Source organism: Agromyces sp. CCNWLW203, from assembly GCF_036576125.1.
Lineage (GTDB): Bacteria > Actinomycetota > Actinomycetes > Actinomycetales > Microbacteriaceae > Agromyces.
In genome coordinates this window covers 78,549-105,166 of sequence record NZ_JAZHYX010000004.1, presented here as the reverse complement: position 1 = coordinate 105,166, position 26,618 = coordinate 78,549, and the positions used below count along the sequence as shown (strand labels likewise).

Here is a 26,618-nt window from a genome sequence, read left to right as displayed (position 1 = left end):
CCAGTGGCCGGGGGCTTTCGTCATTCGCGGCCGAGTTCGTCGCGGAGCTCTTCGGGAGCCCGCTTGGGCGCGGTCCGCACGAGCGCGGCGACAACCGCGGCGATCGCCGCGACGAGCGGCAGGCCGAGGCCCGGAAGCACTGGATGGTCGGCCACCATGTCACCGCACAGCCAGAAGAACCCGACGGCCGCGGCGAGCGTCGCCGAGGGCGCGAACCAGACGAGGAGGTCGCGGAACGCGCCGGGCCGGAACGCGGCCGGAATGCCGGCGAGGCCGACAAGGATCCCGAGCACGGCGATGAAGATCGCGAGCACCTCGAGCGTGAGCGTGGCGGCGAAGGGGAGGGCCTGGATCACCTGCCAACTGCGCCGCGCGTCCTCATCGGGACCGGCGAACGTGCCCGCCGGGAAGTCGAGTCGTACACCGAGGTCGTCGACCGTGAGTGCGAGCGGCACGCCGAACTCGGTGTCCTCGAGGGAGACGGCGGCGACCAACGTGCCGCCTGAACCCTCGGTCGTCTCCTCGACCCCGTGCATGTCGAGCTCGGCCACGGCCTCGTCGATCCCTCCGAACGGCACGACGGCCTCGGGCCAGTCCCGCACCTCGTCGGCCGCATCGGTGTCGCGCGTGATCCAGCCTGCCGCGGTCGCGAGGGCGTACAGCTCGTCGGCCACGCGGAACTCGATCCGCGTGGGTGCGAACTCCTGCGTGTCGTGGTCGCGCCACGACGAGGCGAGATCCCAGTTCTCGATCAGTGCCGCCCAGCGCACCCGGTCGACGATCGGCCCCTGCCCGGAGCCGCCCTCGTCGCCCGCCGTCGCGATGGCAGCCGAGCCGAGCGTGTACTCGATCACGACCTCGCGGGTTCCCGACAGCACCTCGGTCAGTGTCGTGTACATGAGGAGCGTGTCGCGCACCTGCTCGGTCGCGAAGGGCACGTCGTCGCCGTCGATCCGCACCGAGTCGACTCGCAGGTCGAGCGGCTGGCCCTCGACGTGGTTGCGCCACTGGTCGGCGAACTGCGGCACGCGGCTGCTCGAATCGTCGAACGCGACCTCGTACCGCTCGGTGACCTGCAGCACGGCACGGCCGTCGGCCGCTCTCGTGAGCTCGCCGACGATGTCCGCGGTCACGACGTTCGTCCAGAGTGAGCCGGGCACGTCCTGGTCGAACGCGGCGTAGCGGATGCCGCGCTCGTACGGATTCGGTACGAGCGCGATCATCGCGATCATGCCGGGCAGCAGCAGGAGGGATGCGCCGATCACGAGCAGACGCGGCCAGGTGAGGTACCCGGGCGTGCGCCATCCGCGTTCGGCCGACGCGTCGCCGATCTCGGCGTCGAGCAGGGCGGTCACGCGTCGCCCGGCCGATCTCGCGTCGGCCGCGAGCACGGCGTACGGGAGCGCCGGATCGCTCGATGGGCCCCGATCGAGCAGCTGCGTGCGCCCCGCATAGGCGTCGATGCCGAGCAGGTGCTGCTTGAGAAGCGCCCCGCGCCGGGTGAGCGGGCGCGAGGACCATGCGATCCACATCACGACCGCAGCGATCGCGGTCGAGACGATGACGAACGCCACCGGCCACCAGACGACGGCCAGCTTCGCCTGGTGCGAGAGCTGGCGAACGAGTCCCCACTGCACGAGCGCGAGCGCCGGGGGAGCGACGAGGAACGCATCGCGCACGAACCCCACCGGCACACGGCGGAGGCCGTCGGCGATGATCTTCCGCCGATCGGCGCCGAACCAGTACCGTGCGAGCGCGCGGGGCAGGTCGCCGATCCGCCCGGTGCGGCGTGCAGCACGGGCGGCGTGCAGGCGGGCACGTGCGATCTCGGCCGGGCGAGCACGCCCCGACCGCGGGAGCCCAGCGAGCGCCTCGCCCAGCTCGACCGCTTGCGGCGCACCGAGCACGTGCGCTGCGAGGCGGGGGGTGATCTCCGGCGGCGCGTGCTGGGCCACGAACCACGGTCGACCGCGGGCATCGGCCCAGGCCACTGCGCGCGCGGCCAGCGCGAACAGCAGGGCGATCGCGAGCAGGGCGAGCGGCAGCAGCGGCCCGAACGACTGCACGATGAACAGGGGCGACGGCGGCGGCATCTCGAACGTGCCGGCCTCGAAGCTCATGGTGAACCAGGCCTGCGCGTGCGGCGGGATGTTCTGGTCGTTCGTCAGGCGGTACGTGGAATGGCCCGGCTCGCCGTCGGCCTCGGCCTCGAGCCACTCGCCACCGCCGACGAGCGTCCAGGCGAGGCTGCCGCGCGGTTCGCGGATGAGCCGTTCGGCGAGTTCGTCGGGCAGGGTGATCGCGACGTCGAGGGACGAGAACGCCTGCGGCCAGGAGGGTCCGAAGACGTCCCATTCCAGGAGGTCGATGCTCGCGCCGCTTGCTTCGTCGACGGCGACGTATGCGAGGTCCGATATCCGGTAGCTCAGTCCGAATTCGTGGTCGCCGGTGAGCTGTTCGCCGGCGTCGATCGTGACGGTGACCTGCGTCGGGCTCCGGCTGACCTCGGCTTCGACGGGTTCACCGTCGAGGGACGCGGTGATCGACGAGGGATCGAGCGAATGCCCTTCGTACTCGGCGGCGAGCACGCGCTGGATGCCGGTCGCCTCGACGTCGTCGGGGAAGCTCGCCGCGATCCGCTCGTCGACCTCGGCGCGTAGCCGGTCGTCGGCGTCGAGTTCGATGCGATAGTCGGCGGCGAACTCGCGGGCGATCCAGTCGTCGGTCGCGTGCGAGGCGGACGAGGTGATGTCGTCGAGGGTCAGCGGCGGATTGATGACGGGGCCGACCAGCAGGACGACGCCAGCTGCTGCGACGACGGCCCAGAACAGGCGCAGACCGCGCCGGAGCCCGCGGCCGCCGTGGCTGCGCAGCCATGCCTCGAGCGCGAGCAGCCAGCCCGACAGCAGTGCCCAGAGCGGGGTGTGCCGCGGACGGTCGTCGCGAAGGGCGTCGTCGGGCATCGACCGTTCGGGATCGACAGCCGCAGGGGTCTGCGCAGACGCGGAGTCGTCGTGGCGGGAGCGGCGTCGGGTCACCCGGCCGATTCTAAGGGGGCGTGACGTCGCCGTCGGTCAGCCCGGATGCGAGCGGGTGGCGGCATCGGAGATCGGCGGGGAATGAAGCGGTGCGCCCGCTACTCGACGCGCGCGCGGTGCGCCCGCGCGGCCATGCGATTGCCGCAACGCGTGCTGCAGTAACGGCGCGACGCGTTCTTCGAGAGGTCGGCGTAGATGCCCGCGCAGTCGTCGGCCTCGCAGACCCGCAGCCGGTCCATGCCGTCGGCGCGGATGACGTCGACGAAGGCCATCGCCGCCTCGACGAGGATGCGGGAGGCGAGCGGGGCCTCCTGGCTGGTCGCGTGCACGTGCCAGTCGAGGTCGTCGTGGCGCACGAGCCGCGGCAGTGCGTTCGCCTCGTCGAGGATCGCGTTCACCTCGGTCACCGCGTCGTCACGATCGAGGCGCCAGAGCACCCGCAGCCGGTCGCGCGCGGCGGCGACCTCGGCGACTTCGGCGTCGGTGCCGTCGCGCCGGCCCGAGTACCACCAGGCGTCGAGGATCGCGCCGAGTTGCTCGGGCGTCGTGAGCTCGTCGACGCCGGATTCTGATGCCTCGGGCACGGTGTCGGCCAGTGCGGCGACGAAGCCGAGCGCCGCGATCGTGTCATCGGTGAAAATCATTTGACTCCTGACATCCGCTGGCGGTACTGTCACGAGCATAACGTCGTTCGGTCATGACACGGCCAGCATTCACACCCACGGGAAGGAGACGCCGATGCGCGGATCGAAGGGCATCTTCGGCATCGTCCTGGGTCTCGCCGCAGGGCTCGCGTTCGGCGCCGGCGGCGTGGTCGTCAAGCCCCTCCTGGAGGCGGGCTGGTCGCCCGGCGCCGCCGTCTTCGCACGCATCAGCGTCGCCGCGATCGCGCTCATCGTGCCCGGACTCATCGCCCTGAAGTTCGACCTGCGCCCGCTCTGGCGCGCCCGCTGGACCGTGCTCGCCTACGCACTCATCGCCATCGTCGGCACCCAGGTGGCCTTCTACGCCTCGATCGCGCTCATCCCCGTCAGCACGACGCTGCTCATCGAGTACCTCGCGCCGGTCGCCCTCGTGCTCGTCGCCTGGGCGCGCCAGCGCCGCGCACCGCAGTTCGTCGTCATCGCGGGCTCGGTGCTCGCGATCGCGGGCCTCTACCTCGTGATCGGCCCGGGCGGCGGCGGTCTCGACGTCGTCGGCCTGCTGCTCGCCGGCGTCGCGATGGTCGGCGTCTGCGTCTACTACGTGCTCGGCGAGCGAGCGGATGCCTCGGTGCCCCCGATCGCGCTCGCCGCGAGCGGCTTCGTGGTGGGCGCCATCGTGCTCGGCGCCCTCGGCATCATCGGCGTCATGCCGTTCTCGGCCGAGTTCGTCGAGGTGCAGTACTTCGGCACGATCGCGCCGTGGTGGGTGCCGGTGCTGACGGTCGGCCTCGTCTCGACGGCGTTCGCCTACGTCGCGGGCATCAGCGCCATCCGCCTGCTCGGCACGAGGCTCTCGTCGTTCCTCGGGCTCTCCGAGGTGATCTTCGCGGCGATCGTCGCGTGGTTCGTGCTGGGTGAGGCGATCGGTCCGCTGCAGGCGGCGGGCGGGCTGCTCATCCTCGGCGGCATCGTGCTCGTGCGCTTCGAGCGCCCACGCGATGCCGCGTCGGTCGCGCTCGACATCGACCTCGTGCCGGTGGCGGTCGACGCCCGCGAGTAGCAGCGGCCCGCGGCATCCGCTCTCGCAACCGGCCGTAACAGTCGGCGCACCGGGCGTAGCGTCGAGACATGACACGCGCCGACTGGACCGAACTCGCCGACACGACTCAGGCGGTGCACGCCGGCAACGCCGTCGACGGCGGTTCAGGGGCGATCCGCACGCCGATCGTGATGGCGAACTCCTACGCACTGCCCGAAGATCCGTCGACGATGAGCTGGTCGGGCACCGAGAAGCCGCTGTACACGCGCAACTCGGGGGCGAACCAGCTCGGGCTGCAGGCGAAGCTCGCCGTGCTCGAGCACGGCGAGGACTCGGTCGTGCTCGCGAGCGGGGTCGCGGCGCTGCACGCCGTCTTCTTCACCTTCCTGAAGTCGGGCGACCACGTGATCGTCTCGGATGTCTCGTACGAGGCGACCTACCGGCTCTTCACCGAGCTGTTCCCCGAGAAGTACGGAATCGAGGCCGACTTCGTCGACACGAGCGACCTCACCGCCGTGCGCGCGGCGCTTCGCCCGAACACCCGCCTGGTGCACATCGAGGCCATCGCGAATCCCACGACGAAGGTGACGGATGTCGCGGGCGTCGCCGCGATCGCGCACGACGCCGGTGCCCTGCTCAGCGTCGACTCGACGTTCACCCCGCCGCCGTTCTTCCGCCCGCTCGACCACGGCGCCGACCTCTCGGTGCACTCGCTCACGAAGTACATCAACGGCCACGGCGACGCCATGGGCGGTGCCGTCACCGGTCGGCGCGAGCTCATCGCGCAGCTGAAGGCCGATGCGATGGTCGACGTCGGCGGTGTCATCAGCCCGTTCAACGCGTGGCTCATCATGCGCGGCTCGGTGACGCTGCCGCTCCGCCTGCGGCAGACGTTCGCGACGGCGCTGCGCGTTGCCGAAGCGCTCGACGCCGACCCGCGTGTGGCGTTCGTCGCCTACCCGGGGCTCGCCGGGCACGAGCAGCACGAGCTCGCCACGGTCCAGTTCGGCGGCGCCTACGGCGGGGTCATGTCGTTGGCCGTCGACGGCGGACCCGAGGTGCAGAACGCCTTCGTGGCGGCGCTCCACATCGTGACGTCCGCGGTCTCGCTCGGGCACGACGAGTCCCTGATCGTGCACGTCGGCACGACGGGGCCGCGCGTCGCGTTCTACCCCGACGGGTTCAAGAAGTACGGGCACCTGCGGTTCTCGATCGGCCTCGAAGACGCCGACGACCTGATCGCCGACCTGCGGCAGGCGCTCGATGTCGCGGTGGGGCCGCTCACGCGGTGAGCGGCGGGCTCACCGCCCAGGAGTGCACTGCCTAGACTCTGATCATGCGATTCGGCGTGATCATCCTCCCGCAGTACGACTGGCCCGAGGCGGTGCACTACTGGCGGGGCGCCGAGGAACTCGGGTTCGACCACGCGTGGACCTACGACCACCTCTCGTGGCGGGGGCTCGCCGGTGAACGCTGGCATGCCACCGTGCCCACCCTCACGGCGGCCGCGATGGTCACCGAGCGCATCGGGCTCGGCACCTTCGTCGCCAGCCCGAACTACCGGCATCCGGTGCCCTTCGCGAAGGATGTCGCGACGCTCGACCAGATCTCGGGTGGCCGACTGCTGCTCGGGCTCGGTTCGGGCGGCACGGGGTTCGACGCCTTCGTGCTCGGCCAGGCTGAGTACACGCCGCGGCAGCGCCTTGCTCGGTTCGTCGAGTTCGCCGAGGCCCTCGACGTGCTGCTGCGCTTCGAGCCGCCTGGTTCCGGCGGCATCTCGTTCGAGGGCGAGTGGTTCACGGCGTCGGGCGCACGCATGGTCGGCGAACCGGCGCAGCGGCCGCGCATGCCGCTGCACCTCGCGGCCGAGGGCCCGAAGGGGCTCGACCTCGTCGCGCGCCTCGGCGACGGCTGGGTGACGACCGGCGGCACCGTCGACGACACCGATGCCTGGTGGCAGCGCCTCGCCGAGCTGAGCGCGCGCCTCGACGACGCCTGCGCTCGCGAAGGGCGCGACCCGTCGAGCCTCGAACGCATCCTCTCGCTCGACTCCGAACCGCGCTACAGCCTCGAGAGCGCCGCCGCGTTCGAAGACGCCGTCGGGCGTGCCGCCGAACTCGGCTTCACCGATGTCGTCGCGCACTGGCCGCGCGAGCACGGCCTCTACGCGGGCGACGAGTCCGTGCTCGACGAGGTGGCCGAGCTCATACAGCGGCTGCGCTGACTCGAGACTGAGGCATCCGGCGGGCGAAGCGGCATCCGCGCCCGCGATAGCCTGAACCACATGCCCGCGCCCCGTTCGAAGCCGTTTCTCGCCTGGGAGCCGCTCCCGTACCTCGTCGTGTTCGTGCTGCTGCTGCTGACGGGGGTCGTGCGACCCGACGGTCCGCCGTGGCTGCTCTGGCCGTTCCTCGCGATTCTGGCGGCAGCAGTCGCGTGGCTGATCCTCGGCCTCGTGCGCGGCTCGCGGCGCTCGAACCCCGATCAATGGGGCGACCTGACGACCCTCGACGGGCTCGAGATCGTCGACGCACCCCGCGTCGATCGAGAGGTGCGCGCTGTGGCGCCCGTCGCCGACGCGCACCGGCACCAGCCGGCGATCGAACTCGCGCGGCTGCACGGCGGACCCGAACAGCATGCGGTGCTCGTGCCCCGTGCGAGCAGGTGGCTGTCGCGGCGGTATCGCATCGGCGTGCAGCTCGCGGGCGGCGATCGGCCGCGTCACGCGGGCTTCCTGAGCCCGGCAGCCGACGACCGGTGGCGCGACCTCCTCGACGGCATGCGCGAGCACGGTCGCTACGTTCGGGTGCCGGCCCTCATCACGGGTGGTTCGCGGCCTTACGGTGTCGAGCTCGACCTCAGCGGCCTCGAGCGCGTCGGCGCAGCGGGGGAGTGACCGCTCAGGCCGAAGCCTCGGAAGCCTCGTCGGACTCCTGCTTGGCGAGATCCGCCCGCACCTGCTCCATGTCGAGCGCCCGCACCTGCGAGATGAGCTCGTCGAGCATCGGCCGCGGCAGTGCGCCGGCCTGGGCGAAGACGCCGATGCCGTCCTTGAAGGCCATGATCGTCGGAATCGACGTGATGTTCATGGCCGCGGCGAGCTGCTGCTGGTCTTCGGTGTCGACCTTCGCGAAGGTGAAGTCGGGGTTCGCCTCGGCGGCGGCCTCGTAGTTCGGCGCGAACTGGAGGCACGGGCCGCACCAGCCGGCCCAGAAGTCGACGAAGACGGTACCGCCTTCGAGGATCGTCTTCTCGAAGGTGTCCAGGGTGAGCGCCACGGTAGCCATGCCCCCAAGCCTAAGCGCGGTCGCTGTGGGCCCGCCCGGTGTTCGCTCTGCGCGAGCTGTGCGCCGAGCCGCGCGATGCCCGGTGCGCGATGCGCGATGCAGCCGCCGACGCGCGTCCGCTTCGGACGGGAGTTCCGCGCCGCAGCGGGGCGGCGCCGGTATCGTGAAGCCGTGGTCGCATTCGGAGGCGCACTCGGTTCGTTCCGTCGCCGCGGCTCGGTCGCCGACGAATCGTCGGAACCGGATGTCGCGGTCGATGCCGCACGTCCGCACGGGTCAGCTCAACCGCCGGACGCAGCGCGGGAGGCCGACGATGCCATCCCCGACCTCGATTGGCGGGTCTTCCCCGAGGGCGCCGAGCACTCGATCTTCGAGGCGCCGAGCGGCAGCCTCGCTCGTGTCGCGCTGGGTGCGCCGACGGCCCCGCGCGTCGTGCTCGTGCCGGGCGCGACGGGGTCGAAAGAGGACTTCGTGCTCATGATGCCGCTCTTCGCTGAGGCCGGGTACCGCGTCGAGTCCTTCGACCTCGCCGGGCAGTACGAGTCGTGGCGCGCCGGGCCGTGGAACCTCGACCCGCCGCGGCAGCGCTACGACGAACGCCTCTTCCTCGACGACCTGCTGGCCGTGCTCGACGACGGCACCGCCCCGGCGCACGTGCTCGGCTACAGCTTCGCCGGCACGCTCGCCGAGCGCGCGCTGCTCGAGCGACCCGATCGTTTCGCGAGCCTCACGCTGCTCAGCGCCCCGCCCGAGCCGGGGCAGGCGTTCCGAGGGGTCAAGCGCATCGGGCCGATCAGCGCCTTCACCTCGCCGCGTCAGGGTGCCGGGCTCATGCTCTGGGGCATCCGCAACAACCTCAATCGGGTGCCGCCGCGCAGGCTCCAGTTCGTGCGCGACCGCTTCGCGCTCACCCGGCGCGAGAGTGTCGACGACATCATCGCGCTCATGATGGAGACCCCCGACCTTCGGGCGGAACTCGCGGCGTCGACCGTGCCGAAGCTCGTCGCAGTCGGGGAACACGATCTCTGGCCGCGAGAACTGCACGAACGCTTCGCGCGCGAGATCGGTGCGCATCTGTCGGTGTATCCCACCGGGCACAGTCCGTGCGAGACCGCGCCGAACCAGCTCGTGCGCGACATGCTCGCGCTCTTCGAGGCGACGGAACTCACGCCGTAGCGGCGAGTGGCGACCGGCGGGCGTCCGCGGCCGGCCTCACGCCGGCAGCGGCTCGTCGCCGTCGGCGTCGGAGGGCTCGGCTCCGTCGAGATCCGCGGGCGATGCCTCCCACACCCACACCGGCGCGCGACGCCGCTCGGACAGTCGGGTCAGCGGCGGCCACTCGCGCGACTCGACCGACATCGTGTGGAACGCCATGCGGACGCGCCGGGCGAGGCCGTCGAAGGTGTCGAACGGGCGCGCCGAGACGCCCACGAGCATGCGCCGGTCGCGCACGACCGTCATGCCGGGCTGCATCCACCACGCGAGGTCCAGGTCGTCGTGCACGTCGGCGCGATCGCGGTGCACGAGGTCGCGGAGCCTCGCCCAGGCGTCGGTGCGCATCGCGTAGTTCGAGCCGAAGATCGGCGGATGCCCGAGCAGCGCGCCGATCACCGTGAAGTAGCCGCCGATGTAGATGTTCCGCGCGATCCAGCGCACCACCGGGTTGCGCCCGTAGAACAGGCCGCCGTTCGTGACGACCGCGGGCCGGTCGGAGGCGGCCATGCGCCGCTCGATCTCGGCCACCCAGTCGGGTGCCGGCACCGAGTCGGCATCGAGGCGGGCGAGCAGGTCACCGGATGCCGCGTCGAATCCCGCGGCCGTCGCCGGCCAGATGCCGCGCAGCGGCTCGTGCACCACGCGTGCGCCCGCAGCGAGGGCGACCTCGGTCGTGGCATCCGTCGAGCCGTTGTCGACGACGATGACCTCGTCTGGGCGACGCGTCTGACTCGCGAGCGCATCGAGGCACGCGGCGAGGAAGTCCGCGTCGTTCAGGCTCGGAATGATGACCGAAATCGTGCCCATCACGGCGAGTCTAGCCACGCAGCGGTCGCGCCACGCTCGATCCGTGCGTCGCTGCGGCCGATTCGGAAACGGGGGCTGTCTTCTGCGCGAGGTTCCACATATGCTGGCCCGCGACCGGGGGTCAACGGAGACGAACCGGCACGGAAGGGGAGACGATGTACCCATCTGCAACACTTTCCAGGCGCGCCAGGACGGCGGCGATCGCTACCGCGGCGGTCGCCGGGCTGGTGCTCGTACCGACCGGTGCGGCGCTGGCGGCGCCGTCGGGAGCCGGGTGCGACGACCGAACGAACAACACCTACGAGAAGCTCCTCGAGTGCGTTCGTGTCGACGGCGTGCTCGAGCATCAGCAGGCGCTGCAGGCCATCGCCGATGCCAACGGCGGCAACCGTGCCGCCGGTACGTCGGGCTACACCGAGAGCGTCGACTACGTCGTCGAGACGCTCGAGGCCGCCGGGTGGAACGTCGAGCTCGACGAGTTCGACTTCACGTACGTGCCGCCGCCCGTGCTGGAACAACTCACACCCGGCCCTGCGGCAACGTATGAGTCGGCGGTCTTCACGGGCACGGGCTACGGCGATGTCACCGGCAACGTGGTTCCCGTCGACATCGTGCTCGCACCCCCGCGCGATCCCGTCACGAGCGGCTGCGAAGACAGCGACTTCGTCGGCTTCCCGGCCGGTTCCATCGCGCTCATCCAGCGTGGCACGTGCGAGTTCGGCGTGAAGGCGATCAATGCGCAGGAGGCCGGGGCCGCGGCCGTCATCATGTTCAACCAGGGCAACACCGACCTCCGCTCCGGACTCCTGACCGGCACGCTGTTCGGTGTCAACCAGACGCCGCTGTCCATCCCGGTCGTGGGTGCGAGCTTCGCCGACGGCGCCCTGCTCGCGCAGGCGGGTTCGACCGCGCACGTCGTGGTTTCCTCGCCCGAGTCGCGGCCCCAGGTGAACGTGATCGCCGAACTGCCGGGCAGCAACGACGGCAACGTCGTGATGGCTGGAGCGCACCTCGACTCGGTGCAGGCCGGCCCGGGCATCAACGACAACGGCAGCGGCTCGTCGGCGCTGCTCGAGATCGCGCAGCAGATCTCGAAGCTGAAGCCCGAGAACACCCTCCGGTTCGCATGGTGGGGTGCTGAAGAGAGCGGACTGCTCGGCTCGCGGGCCTACGTCGCCGATCAGGTGGCAGCCGGCACGCTCGGCGAGGTCGCGCTGTACCTGAACTTCGACATGGTGGCCTCGCCCAACTACATCTTCATGGTGTACGACGGCGACGAGTCCGGCTGGCCCGCGCCCGTCGTCGTGCCCGAGGGGTCGGTGCAGATCGAGGACCTCTTCGAGAGCTACTACACCTGGGCCGGCGTGCCCTACGACGATGCCGAGTTCAGCGGTCGCAGCGACTACCAGGCGTTCATCCAGAACGGGGTGCCCGCGGGCGGCCTGTTCACCGGCGCCGAAGTCGTGAAGACCGAGCAGCAGGCGTCGATCTGGGGTGGCACCGCGGGTGCGCAGTACGACCCGTGCTACCACCTCGTGTGCGACACGATCGACAACCTCGCGCTCGATGCGCTCGACGTCAACTCCGACGCGATCGCGACGGCGGTGCTGACCTATGCCTACTCCACTGAGACGGTGAACGGCGTGGTCGGCACGAAGGTGCCCGGAAAGTTCATGCTGCCGGCACCGGCCGGCCCCGAGGGCACGGTCAATCTGCCGGGTGGCGGCGGGCTCTCGCCCGACCACGGTCACGAACACGACGAGATCGACTGACACCGGCGCGACCCGGTTTCAGGGGCGGGCAGGCCGTGGGCCTGCCCGCCCGTTCGCGCGTCCGGTGCACGGCTGATGCCGGGTGCACGCCTGCAGGTGCAGTGAGAACCGATCGGGAATACTGTGCAGGGGGCATCCGTTGGCCCTGATGTATGCAAAAGCATGCAAAGCGGAACTCCCAAGAGGATGAGCCCAGGAGGGCACCATGCAGTTCGGAATCTTCACCGTCAGCGACATCACTCAAGACCCGACGACGGGGCGAACGCCGAGCGAGCACGAGCGCATCACCGACGTGCTGACGATCGCCCAGCACGCCGAAGAGGTCGGCCTCGACGTCTTCGCGCTCGGCGAGCACCACAACCCGCCCTTCTTCTCCTCCTCGCCGACCACGACGCTGGCCTACATCGCCGCGAAGACGTCGAAGATCCAGCTCACGACGTCCACGACGCTCATCACGACGAACGACCCCGTGAAGATCGCCGAAGACTTCGCGATGCTCCAGCACGTCGCCGACGGCCGCGTCGACCTCATGCTCGGCCGCGGCAACACGGGCCCCGTGTACCCGTGGTTCGGCAAGGACATCCGCCAGGGCATCAACCTCGCCCTCGAGAACTACAACCTGCTGCACCGCCTGTGGCGCGAGGACTTCGTCGATTGGGAGGGGCAGTTCCGCACGCCGCTGCAGGGCTTCCAGTCGACCCCGCGCCCGCTCGACGACGTGCCCCCGTTCGTCTGGCACGGCTCGATCCGCAGCCCCGAGATCGCGGAGCAGGCCGCCTACTACGGCGACGGCTTCTTCGCGAACCACATCTTCTGGCCCGCCTCGCACACCCAGCGCATGGTGGCGCTCTACCGGCAGCGCTTCGAGCACTACGAGCACGGCACGGCCGAGCAGGCGATCGTCGGACTCGGCGGCCAGGTGTTCATGCGCAAGAACTCGCAGGACGCTGTGCGCGAGTTCCGCCCCTACTTCGACAACGCGCCGGTCTACGGTCACGGCCCGAGCCTCGAGGAGTTCACCTCGCAGACTCCGCTCACGGTCGGCAGCCCGCAGGAGGTCATCGACAAGACGCTCGGCTTCCGCGACTACGTGGGCGACTACCAGCGCCAGCTCTTCCTCATGGACCACGCCGGCCTGCCGCTGAAGACCGTGCTCGAGCAGCTCGACCTGCTCGGCTCCGAGGTCGTGCCGGTGCTGCGGCGCGAGTTCGCGAAGAACCGCCCAGAGACGGTTCCGGATGCCCCGACGCACGAGTCGCTCGTCGCCTCGCGCAACGCCGCGAAGGCCGCCGGCGGCACGAACGAGTCGTCGCCGAAGGGCGCCGCGTTCGGCGCCGCAGCCGTGAAGGGAGCCTGACCATGACCACCCGCACACTGGCGGTCGTCTCCGCCGGGCTCAGCCAGCCCTCGTCGACGCGCATGCTCGCCGACAAGCTGAGCGACGCCACCGTGGCGAAGCTCGCCGAGCAGGGCATCGACACGACGGTCGAGACCTTCGAGCTTCGGGATGTCGCGACCGACATCATGAACCACATGCTGACGGGCTTCCCGAGCCCGAAGCTCGAGGCCGTCATCGAGGCCGTCACCGGCGCCGACGGGCTCATCGCCGTCACGCCGATCTTCACGACGAGCTACTCGGGGCTGTTCAAGTCCTTCTTCGACGTGATCGACAGCGCCGCGCTCGCCGAGCTGCCCGTCGTGATCGGCGCCACCGCGGGCACGCCGCGGCACTCGCTCGCGCTCGACTACGCGCTGCGGCCGATGTTCACCTACCTGCACGCGATCGTCGCGCCGACGGGCGTCTTCGCCGCGACCGGCGACTGGGGCGAGTCGGCCGACAGCGTGAAGACGCTGCCGGCGCGCATCGACCGGGCCTCGGGCGAGCTCGCCGCGCTCGTCGCCGCGAGCGACCGCTCGGCGAACGTCAGGGACCCCTTCGCCCTCGACCGGCCCTTCGGTCACCTGATCGGCGGTCTCACGGGGGAGTGACCGGGCCGGGCGGTGCTTCAGCCGAATCGGCGAGACCGGCGAGCCTCGATGCGCGACGAGCATCGAGGCTCGCCAGCACGCGGTCGACGGCGAGCCCGAGCACGATCGCGGTGGGCACCGAGATCGCGATCGCGACGAGCGGTGAATCGCCGAGCAGTTCACCCACCACGGCGCCGATCGACACGTTGAAGACGGCCCACGCGATTCCGGCCGCGATCGACAGCGGAAAGTAGCGGCGCAGGGGCACGCGGCCCGCCCCCGCAGCCAGGTTCACTGCGATGCGGGCGAACGGCACGTACCGTGCCGTGAAGACGAGCACGGCGGTCCGCCGGTGCACGGCCGAGCGAACCCGCGTGATCGCGGTGCCGATCCGGCCTGTGCGCTGCCAGTGCCAGCGATCGAGCCCGATCCGTCGCCCGATCAAGTAGCAGAGCCCGTCGCCCACGACTGCGCCCGCGGCCGCGACGGGGATGATCGCCACGAGCGACGGGGAGCCCGTCGACGTCGACAGCGCGGCGAGCGCGACGACCGCCGCCTCGCTCGGCAGCACCACGAGGAACGCGTCGCCGACGACGAGCGCGAAAAGGATGGGCACGAGCCACGCGGATGCCGCGACGTCGCCGATCCACGCGTCGTTCATGCCCCCGTTCTAGACGGTCGAGGTGAACGGCGGATGTCGCGCTGCGGCGATGTGCCGCATGCGGTCAGTCGTCGAGCACGAAGCTCACTTCGAGCACGACCGACCAAGCGGTGATCTTGCCGTCGGTGGCTTCGACCTTCTGCTCCTTCACCCAGGCGCCGCTCACGTTGCGCAGCGTCTCCGAGGCTCGGGCGACGCCGGCCGCGACCGCGTCTTCGAAGCTGGTCTCAGACCGGACCGAGATGGTGGTGACTCGTGCGACGGAAGCCATGGAATTCCTCCTTGAACGATGGGTGTTGCGTACTCGCCCATCATCCGCCTCGGGGCGGAGGAAAGCGAGGGCTTGACGGATGCGGCGGCCGAGCCGCCCCGCTCCGTCCGGCGACCACGCGGCGAACAACGTCCGACGACTCGATGAATCCTCGGTGTTCGGGCGCGATTCCGGCGAGCGGGCGGTGCCGCCGGCCGCACGCTGGAGGCGTGAAGGTCGTCCTCCTCGCAGAATCGTTCCTCCCGCACATGAACGGCGTGACGCACTCGCTGCTGCAAGCGCTGCGCCACCTCGAGCGCCGGGGGCACGAGGCCCTCGTGATCGCCCCGCGCTCGGGGCCGATCGACCACACCCTGTACGGCGCCCGTGCGGTGCTGCTGCCGTCGGTGCCGTTGCCGAGCTACCCCGACGTGCGCGTCACGCTCGCTGGTGCGCACCGGCTCGCCGAGGTGATGCGCGCGCACGATGCCGACGTCGTGCACCTCGCCTCGCCGTTCGTGCTCGGCTGGCGCGGAGTGCTCGCCGCCGAGTCGCTCGGCATCCCGAGCGTCGCGGTCTACCAGACCGACATCCCGTCGTACGCGGAACGCTACGGCGTGCCGGGCGCCGCACCGGCGCTCACCCGCCACCTCGCACGGCTGCACCGGCGCGCCACCCTGACCCTCGCGCCGTCGTCGTCGGCGGTCGAGCGCCTCGAGTCGCTCGGCGTCGACCGCCTGCGGCTCTGGCGTCGCGGGGTCGACGCCGAACGCTTCTCGCCGTCGAGGCGCGACGAGGCCTGGCGCCGAGAGATGGCTCCGGGTGGTGAAGTGCTCGTCGGCTACGTCGGACGCCTTGCTCCCGAGAAGCAGGTCGAGGACCTTCGGGCGATCACCGCGCTGCCGGGCGTGCGGCTCGTCGTCATCGGCGAGGGACCCTCGCGCGCACAGCTCGAACGCGCGCTGCCCGACGCCCGGTTCACCGGGTTCCTGGGCGGCGACGACCTCGCACGGGCGATGGCGAGCCTCGACGTGTTCGTGCACCCTGGCGAGAGCGAGACGTTCTGCCAGACCGTGCAGGAGGCGATGGCGAGCGGCGTGCCGGTCGTCGCGACCGGCCGCGGCGGACCGGTCGACCTCGTGCAGAACAGTGCGAACGGATGGCTCTACCGCCCGGGCGACCTCGACGACCTGCGCGATCGCGTGCGCGACCTCGCTGGCGACGATGCGAAGCGACGGGCGTTCGGCGAACGCGCGCGCGACTCCGTCACCGGCCGCGGATGGGATCGCCTCGGCGACGAGCTCATCGGCCACTACGAGACGGCGATGGGGCGGGCGCCGGTCGCGACCCGGTCGTCGGTCGCGAGGCGGTCGTCGGCCGGGGCGACGGATGTCGCGACGCCGGCGCCACTCGACCGGAACACGAGCGCCGCGGCATCCGCCCCGCCCTCGGCCGGGCTCTCACCTGCAGCGGTGCCGCGAAGCTGGCGCCGCTACGTCGCCGTCGGGGACTCGCTGACCGAAGGTCTCTGCGACACCTCGCGCGTGCCAGCGGGGGAGTACCGCGGCTGGGCCGACCGCCTCGCGATGCTCATCGCCGTCACGAGTTCGGAGGGCGAGCCGGTCGCGTATGCGAACCTCGCGGTGCGGAGCCGCAAGGTGCGCGACGCGATCGACGTGCAGCTGCCGCAGGCGGCCGCCCTCGGCGCCGACCTCGTCTCGGTGCTCATCGGCGCCAACGACCTCGTGGGCCGCCGAGCGGACCCCGAAGCGCTCGCGCGCGACCTGGGCGCCGCCGTCTCGAAGCTGCGGTCGGCGGGGTGCGATGTGCTGCTCGTGACGCCGTTCCTCCCGCACCGGCCCGCGACGCGGTTCTTCATGCGTCGCTTCCGCGTCTACAACGCGAGGCTGCGCGAGCTCGCCGAGGCGACGGGCTCGATGCTCCTCGATGTCGACGACCGCCCCGAACTCGTCGACGACGAGCGGTGGGCCGAGGATCGCGTGCATCTGAACGCCGCCGGGCACCGCGGCATCGCCTACGCCGCGGCGCGGGTGCTCGGAGTGCAGGATGCGAGCGTGCTCGGCGAACTCGAGCGCGCCGTGCACGAGCAGGAGGACGAACCCGGCCGCACCGCGGTCGGCGATGCCGAGTGGCTGCTGCGGCATGCGGTGCCGTGGCTGCGCCGTCGTCTCGCCGGCCGGGCGGCGGGCGACGGGCGGGCGCCGAAGCGAGCGCGCCTGCTGCCCGTCATCGTGCCGGCCATCGATCACCGGCCGGAGCCGTCGCCGATCGCCGCCGCTCCGAGGGCGACGCTGGAGGAGTGAGGCCCGATCAGCCGCTCTTGCGGCGGAACTCGCGCTTGTGGTCGGCCGGGCCCTGCGTGTGCTGGGCGGCGCCGCCGCCATCGAGGTGGGCTTCGCCCGAGCGCTTCTTGGCGGCGTTGTTCTTGCGATCGAGGGCCTCGCGGAACTTTCGCTTCGCCTCGTCGGACGGGCCCTGGTTGGTCTGCTCGTCGGAACTCATGCCTTCGAGTCTGTCACGGATGCCTCGCGCTCGCGCACGCCCGAGCGGCGCCGGAGGAGCGCTCGCCACGCGACATCCGCTGTTCACCGGCCGAAAACCTTCGCTCTGCTAGCATTGGGGGAGGTTGCCCGTGCGTTTCGTGCGGGCGATCGCTGGAGCAGGCCGGCAGGAAGCTGGTCCCCTGTGGTGGATTACCAAGCGAGGGCTTGGTGGACTTCTACTGGTGGCCAGCGTGAACGCGTCGACCGACGCGATTCGTATTGCCTGTTCCTGCTCCTCTGGATGAGTCGCGCCCACACGGGGTGCGACGGTAAACAAAGGAGACGACCTCTTGGAAGGTCCTGAAATCACGTTCGCCGAAGCCGTCATCGACAATGGCAAGTTCGGCACCCGCACCATCCGCTTCGAGACCGGACGACTCGCGCAGCAGGCGCAGGGTTCCGCCGTCGCCTACATCGACGAAGAGACCATGCTGCTCTCGGCGACCTCGGTCTCCAAGCAGCCGAAGGAGCACTTCGACTTCTTCCCGCTCACGATCGACGTCGAAGAGCGCATGTACGCCGCCGGCCGCATCCCGGGCTCGTTCTTCCGTCGCGAGGGCCGTCCCTCGACCGAGGCGATCCTCACCTGCCGCCTGATCGACCGCCCCCTGCGTCCCTCGTTCGTCGAGGGCCTCCGCAACGAGGTGCAGGTCGTCGTCACCGTGCTCGCTATCGAGCCCGACGAGTACTACGACGTGCTCGCGATCAACGCGGCGTCGCTCTCGACGCAGCTCTCGGGCCTGCCGTTCTCGGGCCCGGTCGGCGGCGTGCGCGTCGCGCTCATCGACGGCCAGTGGGTCGCGTTCCCGAAGTACTCGCAGATCGAAGACGCCGTGTTCAGCATGGTCGTCGCCGGTCGCGTGGTCACCGAGGCCGACGGCTCGCAGGACGTCGCGATCATGATGATCGAGGCCGAGGCCACCGACAACGCGTGGAACCTCATCCAGGCCGGCGGGGTCAAGCCCGACGAGGCCGTCATCGCGCAGGGCATCGAAGCATCGAAGCCCTTCATCAAGCAGCTCGTCGAGGCGCAGCAGTCGGTCGCGAAGACCGCCGCGAAGCCGACCGCCGACTACCCGACGTTCCCGCCCTACCAGGCTGAGACGAAGGCCGTCGTCGAGACGCTCGCGCTCGAGGAGCTCAAGGGCATCTACCAGATCGCCGGCAAGGTCGAGCGCCAGGACGCCGACGACGCGCTGAAGTCGCGCGTCAAGGAGCAGGTCGCGGCCAAGGTCGAGGCCGGGGAGCTTCCCGCCTCCGCCAACGCCGAGGTCTCCGCCGCGTACAAGTCGGTCACGAAGCACGTCGTGCGTTCGCGAGTGCTCGAGGAGGGCGTCCGTATCGACGGCCGCGGCCTCGCCGACATCCGCCCGCTCGACGCCGAGGTGCAGGTCGTGCCCCGCGTGCACGGTTCGGCGATCTTCCAGCGCGGTGAGACCCAGATCATGGGCATCACCACGCTGAACATGCTGAAGCTCGAGCAGTCGATCGACTCGCTGAGCCCGGTCACCAAGAAGCGCTACATGCACAACTACAACTTCCCGCCCTACTCGACCGGTGAGACCGGTCGCGTCGGGTCGCCGAAGCGTCGCGAGATCGGGCACGGCGCACTCGCCGAGCGCGCGCTCGTGCCGGTGCTGCCCACGCGCGAGGAGTTCCCCTACGCGATCCGCCAGGTCTCCGAGGCGCTCGGCTCCAACGGCTCGACGTCGATGGGCTCGGTCTGCGCCTCGACGCTCGCCCTGCTGAACGCCGGTGTGCCCCTGAAGGCACCCGTCGCCGGCATCGCGATGGGCCTCATCTCCGACACCGTGAACGGCGAGACGCGCTACGCGGCCCTCACCGACATCCTCGGTGCCGAAGACGCCCTCGGCGACATGGACTTCAAGGTCGCCGGCACGTCGGAGTTCGTCACGGCGATCCAGCTCGACACGAAGCTCGACGGCATCCCCGCCTCGGTGCTCGCCGGCGCGCTGACGCAGGCGAAGGACGCCCGCACGACGATCCTCGCCGTGCTGAACGCCGCCATCGACGGCCCCGACGAGATGGCTCCGACCGCGCCCCGCGTGATCTCGGTGCAGATCCCCGTCGACAAGATCGGCGAGCTGATCGGCCCGAAGGGCAAGACGATCAACGCGATCCAGGACGAGACCGGCGCCGACATCTCCATCGAGGAGGACGGCACCGTCTACATCGGCGCGACCGACGGCCCCTCGGCCGAGGCCGCCCGCGCCCAGGTCAACGCGATCGCGAACCCGACGAACCCCGAGGTCGGCGAGCAGTTCCTCGGAACCGTCGTCAAGATCGCGGCGTTCGGTGCGTTCGTCTCGCTGCTCCCGGGCAAGGATGGCCTGCTGCACATCAGCGAGGTGCGCAAGCTCGCCGGTGGCAAGCGCGTCGAGAACGTCGAAGACGTGCTCGGCGTCGGCCAGAAGATCCTCGTCGAGATCACGAAGATCGACGACCGCGGCAAGCTGTCGCTCGCCCCGGTGCTGGCCGAAGACGCCGACACCGAGGGTCGCGAGACCGCAGGCACGCACGCCGAGGAGCCCGCAGAGGGCGCCGACGCGTAGGTCGCAGGAAGTACAGCGGATGCCCCGCCCGATTCGTTCGGGCGGGGCATCCGTCGTTCTCGGCCGGTGCCGTTCACATGGGCAGGAAGCCTGCGCTGCGGTGCAGCGCGTCGCGCTCGGCGAGTGCCGCCTCGGCGGTGGCACGAGCATCGATGCGGCGCTGCAGCCGGTCGCGATCGTTGCGCCGTGCCTCGCGCTGCAGGCCCCAGCTCGCGAGGCCGAGTCCGCCGCGCACCGCCCAGCCGGAGAGGAGCCTGGAATCGGGGGAGAGGAGAGTGGTCATCGTTCCTCCTTCGGAGAGGTGTCGTTCTTCGGTGAGGTGTCGTTCTTCGAGGTGTCGCCGGTCGGCTCCCCGCGCACGAGCGGGAACGCATTGATGTGGAGCTGCACGGGCCGGGAACCGACCGATGGGGTGCCCTTGTACGCGGCGACGTACTTCGCGATCGCCGTGTCGATGTCGGCGACGAGGCCGCTCAATTGCTCGGGCGTCAGGCGCAGGTTGATGGTGTCGCTCGTCGCGACGTCGAGCCAGGCCTCGTCGAACACATGCTCGCCCTCGGTGAGGAACTCGCGGAAGTTCTGCTCTCTGGTGCGGAACCACTCGTCTTCGACGAGCTTGACGGCGAGGCGGTCGGCGCTGCCCGGCGGCAGTGACCTGGCGTCGGGAATCGAGATCGATCCCGGCGTGCGCTCCCACCAGCGCTCGCGACCCTTGCCCCTCGTGGTGTCTTCACGCACGAGGCCGGCGCCTTCGAGCTGACGCAGGTGGTAACTCGTCGAGCCGCTCGACTCGCCGAGTCGCTCGCCGAGCCCGCTCGCGGTGAGGGGGCCGTACGCCGAGAGCTCGTCGTAGATGCGCACTCGCAGGGGATGCGCCAGCGACTTGAGGCTCGCCGACGGCAGCACGTGATCGATGCCGGGGTGGCGGGTGCTGCTCGGCTGTGCCGCGATGTCGTCAGGGGTCGTGGATGCCATGTTGCAAAGATACCGCTGCAAAGATTTCTTTGCAAGAGTTTGTTTGCAGAAATTCCTTTGCAACTCGATCAGCGCTGCACGTGTCCCGATGCGAGCCGCGTGAGGGTCGCGTCGACGAACCTCGCCGCGCTGCCCGGCGCGAGCCTGAAGTAGAGCATCGGTTCGACGAGTTCCAGCTCGAGCACGGCGAGCCGGCCGTCGACGCGCACGACGTCGACTCGTGCGTAGTGCAGGTCGAACGGCAGGCGAGCGAGCATCGACCGCACCTGCGCGATATCCGACTCTGCGGCATCGATCGCCTCGACGATGCCGCCGTAGATGCCGTGCGCGCGGAAGTCCCCGGCCGCGGGCCGCTTGCGCAATACATGGCTCAGCGAGTCGCCGATGAAGACGAATGACGACTCGCCCTCGTCGAGGATCGCCGCGGCGAAGGGCTGCACCATGACCTCGGTCTCAGGCAGGAATGCGTCGAGCGCGCGCTCGAGGGTCGCGGCGGTCGCGCGAGCGACCCCCGCGCCACCGACTCCGACCGCGGGCTTCACGACGAGCTCGTCCCATCCGCTCTCGGTGATCTCCGCGATGAGGCGCGCCGCTGCCGCCGGTGTGCCGCGGATGAGCGGAACGATCGGAACCCCCATGCGTCGGAGGTCGTCGAGGTAGTGCTTGTCGGCGTTCCAGTGCACGGTCTCGGCGGGATTCAGCAGTGCGGCGCTCGAGCGCTCGATGGCGTCGATCACCTCCAGGAACTGTGGCAGTCGATCGACGTAGTCCCAGGTGCTGCGGAGGATCACGGCGTCGTACATGTCCCAAGCGACTGCCGCATCGCTCCACGCGATCGGTTCGGCATCGACCCCTCGTTCGGCGAACGCCGTGATGAGCAGTCGGTCGTCGTCGAACAGCGATTCCACGTCGGGGATCTCCCAGTCCACGAAGCTGGGGAGTCGTTCGCAGCGGAGCACCGCGACGCACATGGGCTCAGCTCGTGCGCTCGAGCAGCGGTGCGAGCCGGTAGGGGATGAGCTCGCCCATCGCGAGCGAGGTCTCGGTGCGCTCGACCCCGTCGATCGCGAGGATCTCGCCGTCGATGCGGAAGAGATCGTGCGCGTCGCGGCAGACGACCCGCACGAGCAGATCGATCGAGCCCGAGAGCCCGTGCGCCTGGATCACCTCTGGGATGCGCCCGATCTCGTCGACGACCTCGCCGAGCAGTTTCTGGCGCACGTGCACGGAGACGAACGCCTCGATCGGGTAGCCGAGCGGCGCCGGGTCCATGCTGCGCTCGAACGAGAGGAAGGCTCCGGATGCCTCGAGGCGTGCCATTCGCGCCTGCACGGTGTTGCGCGAGAGGCCGAGGCGATCGGCGAGCGCCACCACAGTCGCCCTCGGATCGGGAGCGAGCGCCGTGAGCAGCGCCTTGTCGACAGCGTCGTAACCGGTCATAACGCCACACGATAGCAGTCACCGGGGTGCTGCGACCGTGCAACATGCTCAGCGCGACTTTGGTTGGTTGAGCTGTGTGCGAGATCGACGTACGCTCAGGGTATCCGGCAGTGCCGCCGGGCGCGGGCAGCCCACGAAGCGAGCCCGCCGACAGCGAGGATCGACGATGACCCCATCCGACCGAGACGCCACCGGGCTCCTCACGCAGCGCGAGCTCACCCGGCCCGACGACGACTTCGTGCAGCTGGTGACGCCCACAGGCGAGCGCCACGCGAACGCCGACTTCGATCCGTGGATCGCCGACATCGACCTCGGCGCCCTGGGCCGCCTCTACCGCGACATGGCGATCGTGCGGCGCATCGATGCAGAGGCCACGGCCCTGCAACGTCAGGGCGAACTCGGGCTGTGGCCGCCGCTCGCCGGCCAGGAGGCCGCGCAGATCGGCTCGGGCCGTGCGCTCCGCGATGACGACTTCATCTTCTCCAGCTACCGCGAGCACGCGCTCGCGTGGGTGCGCGGCGTGGAGCCGGCCGAGCTCCTCTCGGTCTGGCGCGGCACGGCGGCCTCGGGCTGGAACCCGTTCGAGCACGGCATGGCCGTGCCGCAGATCATCATCGGCGCCCAGGCGCTGCACGCCACCGGCTACGCCATGGGCGCGGCCTGGGAGGGCTCGGATGCCGCGGCGATCGCGTTCTTCGGCGACGGCGCCACGAGCGAGGGCGACGTCAACGAGGCGCTCGTCTTCGCCGCGAGCTTCGACGCCCCGGTCGTCTTCTTCTGCCAGAACAACCAGTGGGCGATCTCCGAGCCCGTCGGCCTGCAGTCGAAGCAGCACCTCGCCCGCCGCGCCGACGGCTTCGGCATGCCGGGCGTGCGCGTCGACGGCAACGACGTGCTCGCGGTGCTCGCGGCGACCCGCATCGCGCTCGACCGCGCTCGTCGCGGCGCCGGCCCGACGTTCATCGAGGCGGTCACGTATCGCATGGGCCCGCACACGACGGCCGACGACCCCAAGCGCTACCGCACCGACGACGAGCTCAGCGAGTGGCGCGAGCGCGACCCGCTCGCCCGGGTGCTCGCGCTGCTCGAGGCATCCGGTGTCGACATCGACGGCCTCGAGCGAGAGGTCGGGGCCGACGCCGACCGCGCGGCGGCCGAGCTCCGCGCCGCGATCACTACGCTCGCCGATCCCGCACCGCTGAGCGTCTTCGACCACGTCTACGCCGAGCCCAACAGCCACGTCGAGCGCCAGCGCGACCACTACACGCGCTACCTCTCGATGTTCGACGGGACCTCGGCAGACGGCAGCACGGATGCCGCGGCATCCGACTCGACCGAAGGAGGCACGCGATGACGACCCTCACTCTCGCGAAGGCCCTCAACGCCGGACTCCGCCGTGCGCTCGCCGACGACGACAAGGTCGTGCTCATGGGCGAGGACATCGGCACGCTCGGCGGAGTGTTCCGCGTCACCGACGGACTGAAGGCCGAGTTCGGGGCGAAGCGCGTCGTCGACACGCCGCTCTCCGAGGCCGGCATCGTCGGCACCGCCGTGGGGCTCGCGTACCGCGGGTTCCGGCCCGTCATCGAGATCCAGTTCGACGGGTTCATCTACCCGGGCTTCGACCAGATCGTCGCCCAGGTCGCGAAGCTGCACTACCGCTCGCGCGGCAACGTGCACATGCCGATCACGATCCGCGTGCCGTTCGGCGGCGGCATCGGCGCGGCCGAGCACCACTCCGAATCGCCGGAGGCGTACTTCGCGCACACCGCGGGCCTGCGTGTCGTGGCGTGCTCGAACCCGGCCGATGCGTTCGTGATGCTGCGCCAGGCGATCGCGAGCGACGACCCGGTGCTGTTCTTCGAGCCGAAGCGCCGCTACCACGTCAAGGGCGAGGTCGACGAGACCGCGAGCCTCGCCGACGCCCGGCCGATGGGCGTCGCGACGACAGTGACCACCGGCGACGACGTCACCCTCGTGACCTATGGCGCGCTCGTGCAGACGGCGCGCGACGTCGCGACCGCGGCCGCCGAAGACGGGGTGTCGATCGAGGTCATCGACCTGCGATCGCTCGCGCCCGTCGACTACGCGACCATCGAGGCCTCCGTGCGCCGCACCGGCCGACTCGTCATCACGCACGAGGCCGGTCAGCAGGGCGGAGTGGGCGCCGAGCTCGCCGCCTCGATCACCGAGCGCTGCTTCGAATTCCTCGAGGCGGCGCCCGTGCGCGTCACCGGCCACGACATCCCCTACCCGCCCGCGAAGCTCGAGCGGCACCACCTGCCCGATCTCGACCGCATCCTCGACGGGGTCGACCGGGTGCTCGGCCGGCCGAACTCGCTGAGCGGAGTCGAGGCGTGAGCATGATCCGCGACTTCCCGCTGCCCGACCTCGGCGAGGGCCTCACCGAGTCCGAGATCGTCGCCTGGCGAGTCGCCGTGGGCGACCGGGTCGAGCTCAACCAGATCATCGCCGACGTCGAGACCGCGAAGGCCGTCGTCGAGCTGCCGTCGCCGTATGCCGGCGTCATCACCGCGCTGCACGCGGCCGAGGGCGAGACGGTCGATGTCGGCGCGCCGCTCTTCTCCTGCGACACGGGCGAAGCGGATGCCGGGGCCTCGGCGCCGACCGCGGGTGCCACCTCGTCGGACCCACCCGCCGCGAAGGCCGGGCAGGCTGCGCAGGCGGCAGCGAGCTCCGAGTCGGATGCCGCGGCAGACGCCGCGCCCGGCCCGAACCTCGTTGGCTACGGGGCCGGCGCTGAGAGCGGCCCGAAGCGTCGCGCCCGCCGCACGGCGCTCGCAGCCGACCTCGTGCCGCCGGTTCCCGAGGTGCAAGCCGAGGCGCAACAGGCAGCGCCGACCGGATCCGTGAGCTCCGCTCGACCGGCCGCGCCGGCGACGGATCGCACCGAGCGACCCCGCTCGACACCGCCCGTGCGCAAGCTCGCCCGTGACCTCGGCATCGATCTCGAGACCATCGAGGGCAGCGGCGAGCGCGGCCTGATCACGCGCGACGACGTCGAGCGCGCGGCGTCCGCTCTCGCGATGCCCGTGCCCGACGACGTGTCGTCGCTCACCGCACCCGCACGCGCCGAGACGCCCGCCGAGACGAGGATCCCGATCAAGGGAGTGCGCAAGCACACAGCGGCGGCGATGGTGCGGAGCGCGTTCACGGCACCTCACGTCACCGAGTTCCTGACCGTCGACGTGACGGCCACGATGGAACTGCTCCGTGCGCTCCGCGACGACCGCGAGTTCGCGGGTCGCAAGGTGACGCCGCTCACCGTCGTTGCGAAGGCCCTGTGCCTGGCCGCGCGCCGCACCCCTGAGGTCAACTCGCGCTGGGACGAGGAGGCGCAGGAGATCGTGCGGTTCGGCGGTGTCAACCTCGGCATCGCCGCGGCGACGGAGCGCGGTCTCGTGGTTCCCAATGTGAAGGGAGCCGAGCGCATGTCGCTCGGCGAGCTCGCCGATGCGATCGCCGCGCTCGCGGAGACCGCCCGAGCCGGGCGCACGAGCCCCGCCGACCTTTCGGGCGGCACGATCTCGATCACGAACATCGGCGTGTTCGGCATCGACGCGGGCACGCCGATCCTGAACCCCGGGGAGGCGGCGATCCTCGCGATGGGCGCCGTGCGCCGTCAGCCGTGGGAGCACCGCGGCGAGATCGCCCTCCGCGAGGTCATGACGCTGAGCCTCTCGTTCGACCACCGACTGGTCGACGGGGCGCAGGGGTCTCGCTTCCTCGCCGACGTCGGCGCGATCCTTCGGGAGCCGGGGCGAGCGCTCACCATGATGTGAGGCCGCGCTCGGCTCGGCGCTCGATGCCCACTGGCTGAACACGGTGGCGGCATCGGCGCCCCGACGAGAGGATGGTGGCATGAACGCACGAAGCATCCTCTCGCCCGGGGAGACCGCCGACGAGCTCGCCGGCTCCGCCTTCGTCCATGACGGCGACCGGCTCGTCGCGACGTACGCGACCGCGGACTTCGCGAGCGCCGTGCGCCTGCTCGATGCCGTGGCCCTCGTCGCCGACGAGTTGAACCACCACCCCGACGTGCAGCTCGGGTGGGGCCGCGTCGGGTTCGAGTTGAGTTCGCACGACGTCGGCGGGGTCACTTCGCGCGACCTCGAGCTCGCGTCGCGCATCTCGGGCATCGCGGCCAAGCACGGGGCCCGCGCGGGCGGCTGAGGCATCGCGAGAACTTGAATCCGCGCGCTTCGCGATCATGTCCGCCGCTCGAGTACTCTCGGACTCGTGCACGGGCGGTTGACCCTGAGCACTTCCATCCCAGCGAACAACCCACTCCAGGAGGCGGAGCAGCTTCGCACTTGGACGCGTCGGCTGGGCGTCGAGTGATTCGCGGCGCCAGTTTCGGTTCT

The 26,618-nt window shown here is 70.6% G+C and carries 25 protein-coding genes; 14 read left to right on the top strand and 11 right to left on the bottom strand.

The genetic code is table 11. The features are described from left to right. Nucleotides 1-20: 20 nt before the first annotated feature. Both VPH61_RS10810 and VPH61_RS10805 read right to left on the bottom strand, forming a co-directional pair. The gene (locus VPH61_RS10810; RefSeq protein WP_332063501.1) at nt 21-3,038 is read right to left on the bottom strand and encodes a DUF2207 domain-containing protein; all 3,018 of its coding nucleotides are present in this window, start codon (nt 3,036-3,038) and stop codon (nt 21-23) included. Nucleotides 3,039-3,136: 98 nt separating this feature from the next. Further along, nucleotides 3,137-3,682, bottom strand: coding sequence for a CGNR zinc finger domain-containing protein (locus VPH61_RS10805; protein ID WP_332063500.1), 546 nt, complete (start codon nt 3,680-3,682; stop codon nt 3,137-3,139). Between the two features lie 94 nt (nt 3,683-3,776). Between VPH61_RS10805 and VPH61_RS10800 the strand changes: the two genes are divergently transcribed. From VPH61_RS10800 to VPH61_RS10785, 4 genes are all read left to right on the top strand, one after another. Further along, entirely contained in the window at nt 3,777-4,742 is a 966-nt protein-coding gene (locus VPH61_RS10800) for an EamA family transporter (protein WP_332063499.1), read from the top strand. A 68-nt stretch (nt 4,743-4,810) separates the two neighbouring features. Next, nucleotides 4,811-6,013 carry a trans-sulfuration enzyme family protein gene (locus VPH61_RS10795; protein ID WP_332063498.1) on the top strand — a complete coding sequence of 401 codons (1,203 nt, stop codon included), beginning with the start codon at nt 4,811-4,813 and terminating at the stop codon, nt 6,011-6,013. A 44-nt stretch (nt 6,014-6,057) separates the two neighbouring features. Then, nucleotides 6,058-6,945, top strand: coding sequence for an LLM class flavin-dependent oxidoreductase (locus tag VPH61_RS10790; RefSeq protein ID WP_332063497.1), 888 nt, complete (start codon nt 6,058-6,060; stop codon nt 6,943-6,945). A gap of 60 nt (nt 6,946-7,005) precedes the next feature. Then, nucleotides 7,006-7,617 (top strand): hypothetical protein, encoded by a 612-nt coding sequence (locus VPH61_RS10785; RefSeq protein ID WP_332063496.1) that lies wholly within the window; start codon nt 7,006-7,008, stop codon nt 7,615-7,617. Between the two features lie 4 nt (nt 7,618-7,621). Here VPH61_RS10785 and VPH61_RS10780 read toward each other — a convergent pair whose 3' ends face one another. Beyond that, entirely contained in the window at nt 7,622-8,008 is a 387-nt protein-coding gene (locus VPH61_RS10780) for a thioredoxin family protein (RefSeq protein ID WP_332063495.1), read from the bottom strand. Between the two features lie 318 nt (nt 8,009-8,326). Here VPH61_RS10780 and VPH61_RS10775 point away from each other — a divergent pair, with 318 nt between their 5' ends. Then, nucleotides 8,327-9,184, top strand: a complete 858-nt coding sequence (locus VPH61_RS10775; protein ID WP_332063749.1) for an alpha/beta fold hydrolase — start codon at nt 8,327-8,329, stop codon at nt 9,182-9,184. A 36-nt stretch (nt 9,185-9,220) separates the two neighbouring features. Here the strand turns inward: VPH61_RS10775 and VPH61_RS10770 are convergent, their stop codons facing one another. Continuing rightward, nucleotides 9,221-10,030: a glycosyltransferase family 2 protein gene (locus VPH61_RS10770; RefSeq protein WP_332063494.1), complete on the bottom strand. Its 810-nt coding sequence runs from the start codon at nt 10,028-10,030 to the stop codon at nt 9,221-9,223. A gap of 155 nt (nt 10,031-10,185) precedes the next feature. Here VPH61_RS10770 and VPH61_RS10765 point away from each other — a divergent pair, with 155 nt between their 5' ends. The 3 genes from VPH61_RS10765 (at nt 10,186) to VPH61_RS10755 (ending at nt 13,791) form a co-directional block, all read left to right on the top strand. Continuing rightward, a complete protein-coding gene (locus VPH61_RS10765; protein ID WP_332063493.1) occupies nt 10,186-11,802 on the top strand; it encodes a M28 family peptidase in 1,617 nt (538 codons plus the stop codon). A gap of 205 nt (nt 11,803-12,007) precedes the next feature. Next, a complete protein-coding gene (locus tag VPH61_RS10760) occupies nt 12,008-13,159 on the top strand; it encodes an LLM class flavin-dependent oxidoreductase (RefSeq protein WP_332063492.1) in 1,152 nt (383 codons plus the stop codon). A 2-nt stretch (nt 13,160-13,161) separates the two neighbouring features. Further along, nucleotides 13,162-13,791 carry an FMN reductase gene (locus VPH61_RS10755; RefSeq protein WP_056013718.1) on the top strand — a complete coding sequence of 210 codons (630 nt, stop codon included), beginning with the start codon at nt 13,162-13,164 and terminating at the stop codon, nt 13,789-13,791. Here VPH61_RS10755 and VPH61_RS10750 read toward each other — a convergent pair. Beyond that, entirely contained in the window at nt 13,778-14,431 is a 654-nt protein-coding gene (locus tag VPH61_RS10750; RefSeq protein WP_332063491.1) for a DedA family protein, read from the bottom strand. The two genes, VPH61_RS10755 and VPH61_RS10750, sit on opposite strands and share 14 nt — an antisense overlap. Nucleotides 14,432-14,495: 64 nt before the next feature. After that, on the bottom strand, nt 14,496-14,702 hold the full coding sequence (locus VPH61_RS10745; protein ID WP_332063490.1) for a dodecin family protein: 207 nt from the start codon (nt 14,700-14,702) through the stop codon (nt 14,496-14,498). Between the two features lie 209 nt (nt 14,703-14,911). Here VPH61_RS10745 and VPH61_RS10740 point away from each other — a divergent pair, with 209 nt between their 5' ends. Next, nucleotides 14,912-17,005: a glycosyltransferase gene (locus VPH61_RS10740; protein WP_332063489.1), complete on the top strand. Its 2,094-nt coding sequence runs from the start codon at nt 14,912-14,914 to the stop codon at nt 17,003-17,005. A 7-nt stretch (nt 17,006-17,012) separates the two neighbouring features. Here VPH61_RS10740 and VPH61_RS10735 read toward each other — a convergent pair whose 3' ends face one another. Beyond that, complete coding sequence (locus VPH61_RS10735; protein ID WP_056658069.1) at nt 17,013-17,204, bottom strand: DUF5302 domain-containing protein; 192 nt, start codon at nt 17,202-17,204, stop codon at nt 17,013-17,015. 331 nt (nt 17,205-17,535) lie between these two features. Here VPH61_RS10735 and VPH61_RS10730 point away from each other — a divergent pair, with 331 nt between their 5' ends. Then, a complete protein-coding gene (locus VPH61_RS10730) occupies nt 17,536-19,818 on the top strand; it encodes a polyribonucleotide nucleotidyltransferase (protein WP_332063488.1) in 2,283 nt (760 codons plus the stop codon). 73 nt (nt 19,819-19,891) lie between these two features. On the opposite strand, the gene VPH61_RS10725 is transcribed toward VPH61_RS10730, so the two are convergent. The 4 genes from VPH61_RS10725 to VPH61_RS10710 all read right to left on the bottom strand — a co-directional run bounded on the left by VPH61_RS10725 (nt 19,892) and on the right by VPH61_RS10710 (nt 22,233). Beyond that, the gene (locus tag VPH61_RS10725) at nt 19,892-20,101 is read right to left on the bottom strand and encodes a hypothetical protein (RefSeq protein ID WP_332063487.1); all 210 of its coding nucleotides are present in this window, start codon (nt 20,099-20,101) and stop codon (nt 19,892-19,894) included. After that, nucleotides 20,098-20,793: an ArsR/SmtB family transcription factor gene (locus tag VPH61_RS10720; RefSeq protein WP_332063486.1), complete on the bottom strand. Its 696-nt coding sequence runs from the start codon at nt 20,791-20,793 to the stop codon at nt 20,098-20,100. The genes VPH61_RS10725 and VPH61_RS10720 overlap by 4 nt, the downstream gene beginning before the upstream one ends. Nucleotides 20,794-20,861: 68 nt before the next feature. Further along, a complete protein-coding gene (locus tag VPH61_RS10715) occupies nt 20,862-21,722 on the bottom strand; it encodes an ATP-grasp domain-containing protein (protein WP_332063485.1) in 861 nt (286 codons plus the stop codon). A gap of 46 nt (nt 21,723-21,768) precedes the next feature. Beyond that, a complete protein-coding gene (locus tag VPH61_RS10710) occupies nt 21,769-22,233 on the bottom strand; it encodes an Lrp/AsnC family transcriptional regulator (RefSeq protein WP_332063484.1) in 465 nt (154 codons plus the stop codon). A 166-nt stretch (nt 22,234-22,399) separates the two neighbouring features. Between VPH61_RS10710 and pdhA the strand changes: the two genes are divergently transcribed. The 4 genes from pdhA to VPH61_RS10690 all read left to right on the top strand — a co-directional run bounded on the left by pdhA (nt 22,400) and on the right by VPH61_RS10690 (nt 26,427). Beyond that, nucleotides 22,400-23,587 (top strand): pyruvate dehydrogenase (acetyl-transferring) E1 component subunit alpha, encoded by a 1,188-nt coding sequence (gene pdhA, locus VPH61_RS10705; protein WP_332063483.1) that lies wholly within the window; start codon nt 22,400-22,402, stop codon nt 23,585-23,587. Further along, on the top strand, nt 23,584-24,594 hold the full coding sequence (locus VPH61_RS10700; RefSeq protein WP_332063482.1) for an alpha-ketoacid dehydrogenase subunit beta: 1,011 nt from the start codon (nt 23,584-23,586) through the stop codon (nt 24,592-24,594). Before pdhA ends, VPH61_RS10700 begins: the two co-directional genes overlap by 4 nt. Before the next feature lie 2 nt (nt 24,595-24,596). Continuing rightward, complete coding sequence (locus VPH61_RS10695; protein ID WP_332063748.1) at nt 24,597-26,036, top strand: dihydrolipoamide acetyltransferase family protein; 1,440 nt, start codon at nt 24,597-24,599, stop codon at nt 26,034-26,036. Nucleotides 26,037-26,115: 79 nt separating this feature from the next. After that, nucleotides 26,116-26,427 (top strand): 4a-hydroxytetrahydrobiopterin dehydratase, encoded by a 312-nt coding sequence (locus VPH61_RS10690; RefSeq protein WP_332063481.1) that lies wholly within the window; start codon nt 26,116-26,118, stop codon nt 26,425-26,427. The last annotated feature ends 191 nt before the right edge of the window (nt 26,428-26,618 follow it).

Coding starts and splice junctions, on each gene's coding strand:
- VPH61_RS10755 (WP_056013718.1), top strand. CDS start 13,162: ATGACCACCCGCACACTGGCGGTCGTCTCCGCCGGGCTCAGCCAGCCC.
- VPH61_RS10695 (WP_332063748.1), top strand. CDS start 24,597: ATGATCCGCGACTTCCCGCTGCCCGACCTCGGCGAGGGCCTCACCGAG.
- VPH61_RS10765 (WP_332063493.1), top strand. CDS start 10,186: ATGTACCCATCTGCAACACTTTCCAGGCGCGCCAGGACGGCGGCGATC.
- VPH61_RS10720 (WP_332063486.1), bottom strand. CDS start 20,793: ATGGCATCCACGACCCCTGACGACATCGCGGCACAGCCGAGCAGCACC.
- VPH61_RS10690 (WP_332063481.1), top strand. CDS start 26,116: ATGAACGCACGAAGCATCCTCTCGCCCGGGGAGACCGCCGACGAGCTC.
- VPH61_RS10805 (WP_332063500.1), bottom strand. CDS start 3,682: ATGATTTTCACCGATGACACGATCGCGGCGCTCGGCTTCGTCGCCGCA.
- VPH61_RS10795 (WP_332063498.1), top strand. CDS start 4,811: ATGACACGCGCCGACTGGACCGAACTCGCCGACACGACTCAGGCGGTG.
- VPH61_RS10780 (WP_332063495.1), bottom strand. CDS start 8,008: ATGGCTACCGTGGCGCTCACCCTGGACACCTTCGAGAAGACGATCCTC.
- VPH61_RS10710 (WP_332063484.1), bottom strand. CDS start 22,233: ATGACCGGTTACGACGCTGTCGACAAGGCGCTGCTCACGGCGCTCGCT.
- pdhA (WP_332063483.1), top strand. CDS start 22,400: ATGACCCCATCCGACCGAGACGCCACCGGGCTCCTCACGCAGCGCGAG.
- VPH61_RS10760 (WP_332063492.1), top strand. CDS start 12,008: ATGCAGTTCGGAATCTTCACCGTCAGCGACATCACTCAAGACCCGACG.
- VPH61_RS10770 (WP_332063494.1), bottom strand. CDS start 10,030: ATGGGCACGATTTCGGTCATCATTCCGAGCCTGAACGACGCGGACTTC.
- VPH61_RS10785 (WP_332063496.1), top strand. CDS start 7,006: ATGCCCGCGCCCCGTTCGAAGCCGTTTCTCGCCTGGGAGCCGCTCCCG.
- VPH61_RS10700 (WP_332063482.1), top strand. CDS start 23,584: ATGACGACCCTCACTCTCGCGAAGGCCCTCAACGCCGGACTCCGCCGT.
- VPH61_RS10750 (WP_332063491.1), bottom strand. CDS start 14,431: ATGAACGACGCGTGGATCGGCGACGTCGCGGCATCCGCGTGGCTCGTG.
- VPH61_RS10735 (WP_056658069.1), bottom strand. CDS start 17,204: ATGAGTTCCGACGAGCAGACCAACCAGGGCCCGTCCGACGAGGCGAAG.
- VPH61_RS10725 (WP_332063487.1), bottom strand. CDS start 20,101: ATGACCACTCTCCTCTCCCCCGATTCCAGGCTCCTCTCCGGCTGGGCG.
- VPH61_RS10800 (WP_332063499.1), top strand. CDS start 3,777: ATGCGCGGATCGAAGGGCATCTTCGGCATCGTCCTGGGTCTCGCCGCA.
- VPH61_RS10745 (WP_332063490.1), bottom strand. CDS start 14,702: ATGGCTTCCGTCGCACGAGTCACCACCATCTCGGTCCGGTCTGAGACC.
- VPH61_RS10790 (WP_332063497.1), top strand. CDS start 6,058: ATGCGATTCGGCGTGATCATCCTCCCGCAGTACGACTGGCCCGAGGCG.